Annotated in this window: 7 protein-coding genes; 5 read left to right on the top strand and 2 right to left on the bottom strand. The window is 74.8% G+C overall.

The features are described from left to right. The first annotated feature begins 798 nt into the window (after positions 1–798). From ACSNOD_RS21520 to ACSNOD_RS21505, 4 genes are all read left to right on the top strand, one after another. A complete protein-coding gene (locus tag ACSNOD_RS21520) occupies positions 799–1,722 on the top strand; it encodes a permease (RefSeq protein WP_436768636.1) in 924 nt (307 codons plus the stop codon). A 64-nt stretch (positions 1,723–1,786) separates the two neighbouring features. Further along, a complete protein-coding gene (locus ACSNOD_RS21515; protein WP_436768635.1) occupies positions 1,787–2,632 on the top strand; it encodes a TIGR03943 family putative permease subunit in 846 nt (281 codons plus the stop codon). Positions 2,633–2,755: 123 nt separating this feature from the next. Continuing rightward, a complete protein-coding gene (locus tag ACSNOD_RS21510) occupies positions 2,756–5,266 on the top strand; it encodes a SpoIIE family protein phosphatase (RefSeq protein WP_436768634.1) in 2,511 nt (836 codons plus the stop codon). A 448-nt stretch (positions 5,267–5,714) separates the two neighbouring features. After that, positions 5,715–8,138: a GH92 family glycosyl hydrolase gene (locus ACSNOD_RS21505; protein ID WP_436768633.1), complete on the top strand. Its 2,424-nt coding sequence runs from the start codon at positions 5,715–5,717 to the stop codon at positions 8,136–8,138. On the opposite strand, the gene ACSNOD_RS21500 is transcribed toward ACSNOD_RS21505, so the two are convergent. After that, positions 8,125–8,922, bottom strand: coding sequence for a helix-turn-helix domain-containing protein (locus ACSNOD_RS21500; protein ID WP_436768632.1), 798 nt, complete (start codon positions 8,920–8,922; stop codon positions 8,125–8,127). The two genes, ACSNOD_RS21505 and ACSNOD_RS21500, sit on opposite strands and share 14 nt — an antisense overlap. Positions 8,923–9,499: 577 nt before the next feature. On the opposite strand from ACSNOD_RS21500, the gene ACSNOD_RS21495 reads away from it, so the two are divergent. Continuing rightward, positions 9,500–10,285, top strand: a complete 786-nt coding sequence (locus tag ACSNOD_RS21495; RefSeq protein ID WP_436768631.1) for an AfsR/SARP family transcriptional regulator — start codon at positions 9,500–9,502, stop codon at positions 10,283–10,285. Between the two features lie 85 nt (positions 10,286–10,370). Here the strand turns inward: ACSNOD_RS21495 and ACSNOD_RS21490 are convergent. Beyond that, positions 10,371–11,330 (bottom strand): hypothetical protein (locus tag ACSNOD_RS21490; RefSeq protein ID WP_436768630.1); only part of this gene is annotated, 960 nt, incomplete at its 5' end.

Below are 11,330 nucleotides of genomic sequence, written 5' to 3'. Positions count from 1 at the left end.
GTTCTTCGGCTCTCCCTGGGGAGATGTGCGCCGCGCTGCGGGGGCACCCCGCCACGTCCCCTCGGCTCTCGTCAGCGACGCGCCCGCGGTGGGGGTGGTCGTAGCTGGTTGCGGCCGTCCCTCGGCTCCCCGCCCTGTTTCTTTTCTCCGGCGAAGCCGGAGCCGCCTGCGGCACAGGAGATCGCGGATCACGGCCCCGCCAGGCAGTCAGGGAGCGCGAGACCCCCACTCCGCTTTGTGCGCCCGAACCGCCGGAGGGGACGTAGCGGGGTGCCCCCGCAGCGCGGCGCACGAGACGGCGGGAGAGCCGAAGAAACCACGTGCACGTGCGCCGCCGAGGAGGTACCCCGGTGCGGCACCGACACCACCCAGCAACCGGGCGCCGCAAACACCACCCCACCCCCGCCCCGAAGGGGCGGGAAAAGCTTGTGGCGGCCGAAGGCCGGGGCGAAAGCCCCTCCCCTCCGGGGCGGAGAAAGAGGGCTTCGGCCGAAGGCCGGGGAAACAGTTCCCGCGCCTTCGGCGCGGGAAGGGGGGCTTCGCGCCGGAGGCCGGGAGAACTGCCGCCCCTCCGGGGTGGGAAAAGCACCCCCGGCCTTCGGCCGGGGGAAGGCGCCGCATCGCGGGCAGGACACGACGGGCGACGTCGCGGAGATCAGGGGGCGAGCGTTGACCCCGTGACGGTAATGGTTATCGTGTGCAACCCCGAGCGCGACCAGGGAGCACCAACCCGTGCACACGGAAACCACAACCCGGCCCAGGCCGAGCGCCAGCGCCCCCGCGCTGAAAGCGATCACGCTGCCCGCAGCCGTCGTCGCGGCGACAGCCGCCACCGCATGGGCCGCGTCGGCCCACCCCGCCGCCGAGGCCTGGCGAACCGTCTGCGTGGCGATCGTCGTCCAGGCCCTGCCGTTCCTGCTGCTCGGCACCGTGCTCTCGGCCGCCATCGCCACCCTCGTGCCGGCCGGCGCCCTCGCCCGGGCCCTGCCCCGCAGGCCCGCCCTGGCCGTGCCGGTCGCGGGCATCGCGGGGGCCGTGCTGCCCGGCTGCGAGTGCGCGTCCGTCCCCGTGGCCGGCAGCCTGATCCGCCGCGGGGTCGCCCCCGCGGCGGCGTTCACGTTCCTGCTGTCCGCGCCGGCGGTCAACCCCGTCGTGCTGACGGCGACCGCGATCGCCTTCCCCGGCCGCCCGGAGATGGTCCTCGCGCGGCTGCTCGCGTCGCTGGCCGTCTCGGTCGTCATGGGCTGGCTCTGGCTGCGGCTGGGCCGTACGGAGTGGCTGCGGCTGCCGGCGCGCCGCACGGCGGAGAACGACGGCCACGGCCGCGGCGAGGCGTTCCGGCTCGCCTTCCAGCACGACTTCGCGCACGCCGGCGGCTTCCTCGTGGTCGGCGCGATCGCCGCGGCCACCTTCAACGTGGCCGTGCCGCGCTCCGTGCTGGACGCCTTCGCCGCGTCGCCCTGGCTGTCGGTGCTCTTCCTCGCCGGCCTCGCCGTGGTGCTCGCGGTCTGCTCGGAGGCGGACGCGTTCGTCGCGGCCTCGCTGACCGGCTTCTCGCCGACCGCGCGGCTCGCCTTCATGGTGGTCGGGCCCATGGTCGACGTGAAGCTCATCGCCCTCCAGGCGGGCACCTTCGGCCGGGCGTTCGCCTGGCGGTTCTCCGCGGCCACCGCCGTGGTGGCCGTGGCGGCGAGCGCGCTGACCGGGTGGTGGCTGCTGTGAGGCCGGCCCTTCGCCCCGTCGCGGGCCGCCCGAAGGCGACGGCGAAGACCCCGAGGAGGCCGCGGTGAAGCGCACCGCCCAGACCGCGCTGCTGCTGCTCACCGGCGCGGCGCTGCTGCACGTCTCGCTCTTCGGCGAGTTCTATCTGCGCTATGTGAAGGAGGGCTTCCGGCCGCTGCTGATCGCGTCGGGGTGCCTGTTGACGCTGGCGGGGCTGGTGGCCGCCGGGCGGGACGGCTTCCCGTTCCCCAAGCGGCACCCCGAGCCGCACCCCAAGCAGCCCACCGAACCGCACCCCGAGGGGCAGGAGGCCCCCGACCGCCGCGCCCCCTGCGGTCACGGCGGCCACGGCCCGCACGCCGGCCCCCGTATCGCCTGGCTGCTCTTTCTGCCGGCCCTGACCCTGCTCTTCGCGCCCCCGGCCCCGCTGGGGTCGTTCACCGCCGCCCGGGACACCGGCGCGAGCCCGGCCGCGGCCACCGCCCCCGACAGCGGCGCCGGCACGGACGCGGCGGGCGGGCCGCGGCCCGCCTTCGACCCGCTGCCCGCGGCCTCCCCCGTACCGCTGTCGCTGAGCGAGTTCACCCGCCGGGCCCAGCAGGACCCCGCCCGGGACCTGCGGGACCGCACGGTCACGCTCAGCGGCTTCGTCACCCCGGGCACCGACGGCACCTGGTATCTGACCCGGCTGGTCATCAGCTGCTGCGCCGCCGACTCCCGCGCGGTGAAGGTCGCGGTGCACGGCGCCCCCGCGCCGCCCGCCGACAGCTGGGTGGCGGTGACGGGGCGCTGGCACCCGCGGGGCATCCTCGGCACCGCCTCGGCCGCGGCGGCGCTGGACGCCGCGCACGTCCGCCCGGCCGCGCCGCCGCCCAACCCGTACAGCGACACCCCGCCCCCGGCCGGCTGACCCGAGCGCCGCCCCGGACGGCCGTACGACACCGCCCGCCGTCCCCGGCCGGCCCGCCGCCGGTTGTGCTCCCTCCACCCGCGTCTGATGCTGGAGGTAACGAGTCCCGGCCGGGTTGGTGCGATGAGAGCGTGGGATACGGACGACAGCGCAGGCTTCCGTGGCCCCCTCGATGTCACGAGGGCGGCCACCGCGGTGCTGGACGGCGACGGCGTGGTGCTGGGCTGGAGCCGCGCCGCCGAGACGTTGCTGGGCTACCGGCCGCCGGACATCCTGGGCCGCCGGGTCGACTCGCTGCTGGTCGAGCGCCCCGCGCCGGGCCCCTTTCCGCCCAAGGTGCCGTACGAGGAGGCGCGTACCCTCCCCGGTGAGGAGGCGGGCTCCGGGCAGCGCCGGCGGGCCGTGCGCAGCGGCCCGCTGAAGGTCCGCCACCACGACGGCCGGACGGTCGAGGTGGCGGCGGCCATGTGCGCGATCTCCGCCGACGGGCCGGGGCGGCCGGCCTGGGTGATGGTGGCGACCGAGCTGGAGGAGGTCCGCGGCTGGGACGCCCACCAGGCGATGCTGCGCGGGCTGACCACCCAGTCCCCGATCGGCCTCGCCATCTACGACACCTCGCTCCGGCTGGCCTGGGCCAATGTGGCCGCGCAGCGCGAGATCGGCCGGCCGGTCGGCGAGCACATCGGCACGCCCGTGGACGAGCTGTACCCGCAGGGCGAGGTGGTGTCGGAGGAGTACCCGCGCGAGCTGGGCGAGGTGGTGCGGCAGGTACTGGAGACCGGGGAGCCGGTCGTGGACCTGCACTACCGGGCCCGGGTGCCGGCCAGCCCGGACGGCGCGCGGGTGTGGTCGTGCTCGTACTACCGGCTGCTGGACTCCCGGGGTCACCCGCTCGGCGTGTGCGAGGACGCCTTCGACATCACCGATCGCTACCGGGCCCAGCAGCGGCTGGGTTTGATGGTGCGGGCGGGGGCGAGCATCGGCACCACCCTGGACGTGCCGGCGACGGCGTGGGAGGTCGCCGAGGTGACCGTGCCGCAGTTCGCGGACGCGGTCTCGGTGGATCTGCTGGCGGCCGTGCTGGAGGGCGAGGAGCCGGGCGCGGAGGCGGCGGCGAGCACCCGGCCGCTGGTGCGGGTGGCCCACCACGCCCGCGGGGAGGGCGAGGAGCGGCCGGGCGGGCGCGCGGCCTTCGAGGGCGGCCCGGTGGACTACGCGCCGGGCTCGGCCCAGGCGCGGGCGCTGGCCCTGGGCCGGGCCGTGCTGGTCGACGCCTCCGACGCGCCCGACCCGTCGCTGGCGGCGGGCAGCCACTCCAGCCTGGTGGTGCCGCTGCGGGCGCGCGGCACCGTGATGGGGCTGGTCACCTTCCACCGGGGGCACAACCCGGCCCGCTTCGACCCCGACGAGCTCTCCCTCGCCGACGAGCTGGTGGCGCGCACCGCCGTCTGCGTCGACAACGCCCGCCGCTACACGCGCGAGCGCGCCGCGGCCCTCGCGCTCCAGCGCAATCTGCTGCCGCAGCACCTGCCGCCGCAGAGCGCGGTGGACGTGTCCTACCGCTATCTGCCGGCGGACACCGAGGTCGGGGTGGGCGGCGACTGGTTCGACGTGATCGCCCTGTCCGGCACCCGGGTGGGGCTGGTGGTGGGGGACGTGGTCGGCCACGGGCTGCGGGCCGCCGCCACCATGGGGCGGCTGCGCACGACCGTACGGGCGCTGGCCCGGCTCGATCTGGCGCCGGACGAGCTGCTGGCCCGGCTGGACGACCTGATCCAGCAGGGCGCGGAGGAGCGGGCGGGCGCGGCGCGCGACGGCGAGGACGGGCCGGTGGAGGCCGACTACCAGGTGGACGAGGCCGTCGGCGCCTCCTGTCTGTACGCCGTCTACGACCCCATCTCGGCCCGGTGCAGCCTCGCCCGGGCCGGGCACCCGCCGCCCGCGGTGGTCTGCCCGGACGGCAGTCCGTCCGTGCCCGACATCCCGTCCGGGCCCGCGCTGGGCGTGGGCGGACTGCCGTTCGAGAGCACGGACATCGAGCTGCCGGCGGGGAGCCTGCTGGCGCTGTACACCGACGGTCTGGTGGAGATGCGCGACGGGGACGGCGCGCGGGGCCTGGAGCGGCTCACGCGCGTCCTCGGCGACCACGACCGGCCGCTGGAGGAGCTCTGCGACCGGGCGACGGCGGAGCTGCTGCCCGAGGGCGCCACCACGGACGACGCCGCGATGCTGCTGGTGCGCACGCGGGTGCTGGGCGAGGGGCAGGTGGGCGTCTGGGAGCTGCCCGCCGATCCGGCCGCGGTCAGTCACTCCCGCTGGCTGGCCGCCGCGCAGCTCGATGTGTGGGGCCTGGAGGAGCTGACGTTCGCCACCGAACTGGTCGTCAGCGAGCTGGTGACGAACGCGATCCGGTACGCGTCGGGCGGTCCGGTGCAGTTGCGGCTGATCCGTGATCGCACGCTGCTGTGCGAGGTCTCCGACACGGGGCACACCTCGCCGCATCTGCGGCACGCGGAGAGCGACGACGAGGGCGGGCGGGGCCTGTTCATCGTGGCCCAGGTGGTCCAGCGCTGGGGCACGCGCTACACGCCCACGGGCAAGACGATCTGGACGGAGCAGCTGCTCCCCTCCTGACGCCTCCTCGCCTCCCGACACCTCCCGCCTAGGGTGTGTCCGCAAAGTCGCGTCGTACGCCCGAAGGGCGTGGCCCGCGGCGTCTGGTGCGTGCGATCGCAAGGCGGAGGGTCGCCCTCGTACTGGGCGTACTTGGGCGAGCCCGACAACGCAGCGAGCGTGCGTGCCAGGCGTCGCGGGACAGGCGGGACTTTGCGGACACACCCTAGCGCCCGCACCGGGCGGCCGCGCCGGTCGGCGGGCCCCGCACGCTCGGGTGAGCGACCCTTCCCCCGCGCGGCGGCGCGCCGCGCCGCCATCCGGCTGATGAACCATCACATCATCCCGCCGGCCCCGCCCGTCTCATTGACTTGCCCCGACACGTGTGTCACGGTTTCGCCGCTTGCGGGACTGTGCCGCTTCGGGCTCGGGGGCGACATCGTTGTCACCTGTGCGCGCCGTGCCGACCATGGAGGTCCGTTCGATGCCCCTGCCGGTGAACCGTGGACGAGGTCCCCGGCGGCGCGTTCGGGCGGCCGCCGTGGCCGCCCTCGCCACCGCCCTGATCTGCGGGGGCGCCGTCGCCCCCGGCCCGGCCGCCGCCGGCACGGCGGTCGCCGAGGACCCCGTCGACCTGGTGAACCCCTTCATCGGCACCCAGAACTTCGGCAACACCTTCCCCGGCGCGAGCGCCCCGTTCGGCATGGTGCAGGTGAGCCCGGACACCGGGGGCCAGGGCGGCTACGACTACAAGCACCGCGCGATCCACGGCTTCAGCCAGACGCATCTGTCGGGGGCCGGCTGCCGGGTCGTCGGCGAGCTGCCGCTGATGCCGACGACGGGCGCGGTCACCACGGTCGACCACGAGCGCTACCGCTCGGAGTTCTCGCACACGGACGAGGAGGCGAGTCCGGGCTACTACCGGGTGGGCCTGAAGACGTACGACATCGACGCGGAGCTGACCGCCACCGAGCGCACGGGCTGGCAGCGCTACACCTTCCCGGCCGCCGGCGGCGGCAAGGACGTCGGCAATGTGCTGTTCAACACGGGCAAGGCCAATCAGCAGGTGTACGAGTCCGAGGTGCGGATCGTGGGCGACCGCACGCTGGAGGGCCGGGTCCGGACGGAGAAGTTCTGCGCGGGCAAGGACCGGCACACCGTCTACTTCAGCGCGACCTTCGACCGCCCGTTCACCTCGTACGGCACCTGGCGCGGCAGCACGCTGCGGCCGGGCACCCGGGAGGCGGCCGGTTCGGGCGGGAACGGCGCCTGGGTCGGCTTCGACACCCGGGCCGACCGGGACGTGGTGGTCAAGGTCGGGCTGTCGTACACCGGGGTGGCGGGGGCCCGGAAGAACCTCACCACCGAGACCGGTGACGACTACGACTTCGACGCCACCCGGGACAAGCTGCGGGAGCGCTGGGCGCGCCAGTTGAAGTCGATCCAGGTGACCGGCGGCAGCAAGGAGCGGCGGAGCGCCTTCTACACCGCGCTCTACCACGGCCAGTTGCACCCGAACCTGGCCGCCGACGTGGACGGCCGCTACCGGGGCTTCGACGACGCGGTGCACACGGCGAAGGGCTACACGCCGTATCAGAACCTGTCGCTGTGGGACACCTACCGGCCGCAGAACCAGCTGCTGGAGCTGCTGGAGCCGCAGGTGGCGCGCGATGTGGCGCTGTCGATCCTGGCGATCGGCCGGGACGGCGGCTGGCTGCCCCGCTGGTCGCTGGCGAACAGCGAGACCAACATCATGACCGGTGACCCGGTGACCCCGTATCTGGTGGAGGTGTGGTCCAAGGGGCTGCTCGCGGGCCATGAGCGGGAGGCGTACGAGCTGCTGCGGGAGAACGCCACCGGGGTGCCGCCGGCCGCCTCGCCGTTCAACGGCCGGGCCGGGGTGGACCACTACGAGCGGCTGGGCTATCTGCCGGCCGGGCTGAAGCCGGGTGGCGAGTGCGCCCACAAGGGCGGGGACAACGACTGCAACCACTCGGCGTCGGTGACGCTGGAGTGGGCGGCGGCGGACGCCGCGCTGGCGCTGATGGCGCGGGAGCTGGGGCACGAGGCGGACGCCCGGATGTTCGCGGAGCGGGCCGGCTGGTACCGCAACATCTGGGACTCGTCCATCGGGCACTTTCGGCCGCGCGGCACGACGGGCGCGTGGGTGGCGCCGTACGAGCCGGTGGCGGCGGGCAAGCACTTCCACGAGGGCGGCGCCTACCAGTACCAGTGGCTGGTGCCGCAGGACCCGGCCGGGCTGGTGCGGCTGATGGGCGGCCGGAAGGCCACCGAGCGCCGGCTGGACACCTTCTTCGTCCACGACCGGCTGCTGACCGACCCGGCGGGCACCGCGCGCCGCGACTGGATCACCGGGGCGTACGACTACTACGGCAAGCCCACGTACAACCCGAACAACGAGCCGGATCTGCACGCGCCGTACATGTATCTGTGGACCGGCACCCCGGCGAAGACCGCGGACGTGGTGCGGGCGGCGATGACGCTGTTCACCACGGGGCCGGACGGGATGACGGGCAACGACGACCTGGGCACGATGTCGGCCTGGTACATCTTCTCCTCGCTGGGGCTGTACCCGACGATGAGCGGGGCGGACTTCCTGGCGCTGTCGAGCCCGCAGTTCGAGACGGCGACCGTGCGGATCGGCGCCTACGGGGAGCGGCAGGGCGGCACCCTGACCGTCACGGCCCCGGGGGTGAGCGACGCCCGGCGGTATGTGCAGCGGGTGACGCTGGACGGCCAGGAGGTGCACCACACCTGGCTGCCCTGGAGCCGGCTGGCCCGGGGCGGGAACGTGGCGCACACGCTGGGCACCACGCCCTCCGCCTGGGGGACGGCCCCGGAGGCGGAGCCGCCGTCGGTCATGGAGCGGTGAGCCCGGCGGGTACCAGGTGCAGGATCAGGCGGAGCCCGCCGATGAGTTCGGTGGTCGTGGCGGGCACGGTGCAGGGCCCGTACCCGGGGTGGTTCAGCCGGCGCAGGGCGACCCCTTCGCCGAGGCGGGCGCGGGGCTGCTGCCAGAGGTCGGCGGCGGCCGGGTGCCGGAGCACGCGCTCCACCAGGTGGAGCAGGGCGTCGTCGTCGCGCGCCAGCATGCAGGCGATCTGTAAGCGGCCGATGGCGGTGGCGCGTTCGGCGTCGAGGTCGGGCAGCCGCTCGGCGGCCTGGTCGGTGAAGAGCCACAGCATGATGTTGCGGTCGGCGTCGGGCACTTCGGCGGGGTCGCCGAACCACTCGGTCACGGCCGGGTTCCAGGCCAGGACGTGCCACGCGTAGTCGGTGACGACCGCCGGGTTGGGCCCGGCGTGTTCGAGGAAGGTGAGCTGTTCGGCGGCGGGCTTGCGCAGCCCGCGATCCGTGGTCGGGGGCAGCACGCCGGCCGCGAGACAGAACAGCGCCGCCTCCTCCCTGGGGTCCATGCGCAGGGCGGCGGCGACGTTGGCGAGCATGCCGAGGTCGGCGTCGCGCAGTTCGCCGCGCTCCAGCGCGCCGTACCAGCGGGTGCTGGTGCCGGAGAGCGAGGCGACCTGTTCCTGGCGGAGGCCGTGGCCGGTGTGGCGGCGTGGATCGCGGATTCCGACGTCCTGTGGCGTGAGACGTGCGCGGCACGAGGTCAGCAGAGCGTGCAGATTCCGGCGGCGGATCTCTTCCCGTAACACGAGTCCCCCTGTCTACGGCTACGGCGAACGGTGCACGCCACGCACCGGCCGCGGGACCGATGATGGCCCGGATAGGTCCGCATGAGGACAGGGAATGAACGAAATTAACCCACACGGGGGACATCTGACGGCGTAGAAACGGCGTAAGCCGCATCATCGGCACGATCGTGCCTGCATGAACAAACCGGCAGAAAGTGTCATTTCGTGACCGGTTGAAAGGCGATATCTTGGGCAGCGTCTCGTCCGTGACAGACGGTTGGCTCGCAAGTCGCCACGCGGGAGGGTGGGGACTTCGAGCCAGGGGTTCCTCGTGCGGCGAGGGCAGGCGGGGGTGTCGACGTCCGGCACCGTGAGAACCCGCGCCTCCGACCCCCCTCGCGGGCACACCCGGACACCCGGCGGGCCTGCCCGGACACCCCGGACAGCGCCGTCACCGGTGCGCCGCTCCCCCGCGTCGACGATCTCGCGCGGCCCGTCGTCCACGCCTCCGCGTCCGCACCGTCCCTGCCCGGACCCGAGACCGAACCGAGCGGTCATGCCGCGGCCCACGCCTGGCGTGCCGCCAAGGAGGGGGATCATGAAATTCCGATTACTGGGTTCCGTCGAGATATCCGGCAATGGCCGCACCGTGGCCCTGCCGGGCGCCCGCCAGCGCACCCTGCTGGCCTTTCTGCTGATCAACACGGGCCGGCTCGCGAGCAAGGAGCAGCTCTACGAGGAGCTGTGGGGCTGTGATCCGCCGCCCACCGCGGAGAACGCCCTCCAGGCCCATGTCTCCCGGCTCCGCAGGACCCTCAAGGAGCACTGCGGAACGAAGGAGACCGGCCGCATGCTCGTCACCCACACCGCCGGCTACGCCATGCGCGTCGCGGCCGGCGACACCGATGTCGGTGTCTTCCGCGAGACGGTCGGGCGCGCCCGCCGGGCCCGGGCCGAGGACCCCCGCCGCTGCGCCCGGCTGCTCGACGAGGCCCTCGCCCTGTGGACCGGCGCCCCGCTGCACGGCGCCGTGGGGCCGGTCTGCCGCGGCGCGGCGGTCCAGTTGGAGGAGGAGCGGCTGGCGGTCGTCGAGGACCGGCTGGAGCTCTCCCTCCACCTGGAGCCCTCCGCCGCGATCAGCGAGCTCCGGCGGGCCTCGGCCATCTACCCCTGGCGGGAGCGGGTCACCGCCATGCTGATGCTGGCCATGTACCGGGCGGGGCGGCAGGCGGAGGCCGTGCACGTCTACAACGAGGCACGCGCCCGGATGATCGACGAGCTGGGCATGGAGCCGTCCCCCGTCCTGCGGGAGCAGCTCCACCGCATCCTCAACCAGGAGCCCCGGCTGGGGCCCCCGGCCGCGCCCGCCCCGCTCGCGGGGTGAGGGCCTTCGTGGCGAGGGGTTGAGGGGCCTTTCCGCCGGCCGTTCCCGGGCCGCCCGCCCGCCTGCCCGCCCTCGGAACCTGTTGTCACACCGTCCGCCACGCGGCCGCCACCGCGCGGCGCGGCGACGGGGGGAAGTCGGCGGTGGGGTGGCCGAGCCGGCTGACGAAGAACAGCCGGCCGGGCAGCCCGAGGCGGCGCTGGAGGTCGAGCCGGACGTCCTCGTGCTGGAGGACGACGCTCACCGGGTGGAGGACGAGGCCGGCACGGGTGGCAGCCAGCCAGTAGTCGGCGAGCCGGCACCCCGCCCGCACCATCGCCCCGGGCGGGGGCTCCGCGTCGGGGAGGCTCAGGGTGGCGACGACGGGGGCGCGGCGCACCAGCGCGGCGAGCCGCCCGGCGAGCAGCCGGTGGTAGCCGACCCGGCTCAGCACCCGCATCGTCCCCGGCGCCAGCGCGGCCCGGGTCGCCCGGAGGCGGACGGGTGACATCGGGCCGAACAGCTGGCTCAGGGCGAAGCCGTCGCCGCGCGCGGCGGCCTCGGCCGGGTCGGCGCGCAGATACGCGTGGGTCTCCCGCCAGGCCGCCCGGTGGCTGAAGTCGCGGCCGCCGTGGCGGGCCACGAAGTCGGCGAACAGGGCACGCTCCGCGGCGCTCTCCAGATGGCGGACGGTCACGGGCTCGGCCAGGGCTTCGAGGCCGTACGGGTACGGCCCGGGGGTGGCGAGCCGGTGCAGCAGGGCCGGGTCGACGGGGGTGTCGCGGTAGGGGGCCCGGTTGGTGCGCCGGGCCAGCGCGGTGCTTCTGAGGTCGGAGAGGTCCTCGCCGGCCGGCTCGGCGGTGAAGGGGGCCGTGGGCCCGGCCGGTCCGGCGGCGGGGAACGAGGGCGCGGAGCCGGAGAAGTCCGCGAAGCCACCGAGGCTGCCGAGGCCGCGGTGGACGGCGGGGGCGACCGGCGGAGCGGCGCGGCCGAGCCGGGCCACGCACAGGGGCGTCCAGGTGGCGGGCCAGTCCGGCCCGAAGGCGGGAGGCGGGGCCGCGGGGCC

Origin of the sequence: Streptomyces sp. URMC 123 (assembly GCF_051386515.1) — a bacterium.
Lineage (GTDB): Bacteria > Actinomycetota > Actinomycetes > Streptomycetales > Streptomycetaceae > Streptomyces.
This window is presented reverse-complemented; position numbering and strand designations above follow the sequence as displayed.

What these genes read in the sequence shown, in the direction of transcription:
- ACSNOD_RS21510 (WP_436768634.1), top strand. Translation starts at nt 2,756, where the DNA reads ATGAGAGCGTGGGATACGGACGACAGCGCAGGCTTCCGTGGCCCCCTC.
- ACSNOD_RS21505 (WP_436768633.1), top strand. Translation starts at nt 5,715, where the DNA reads ATGGAGGTCCGTTCGATGCCCCTGCCGGTGAACCGTGGACGAGGTCCC.
- ACSNOD_RS21495 (WP_436768631.1), top strand. Translation starts at nt 9,500, where the DNA reads ATGAAATTCCGATTACTGGGTTCCGTCGAGATATCCGGCAATGGCCGC.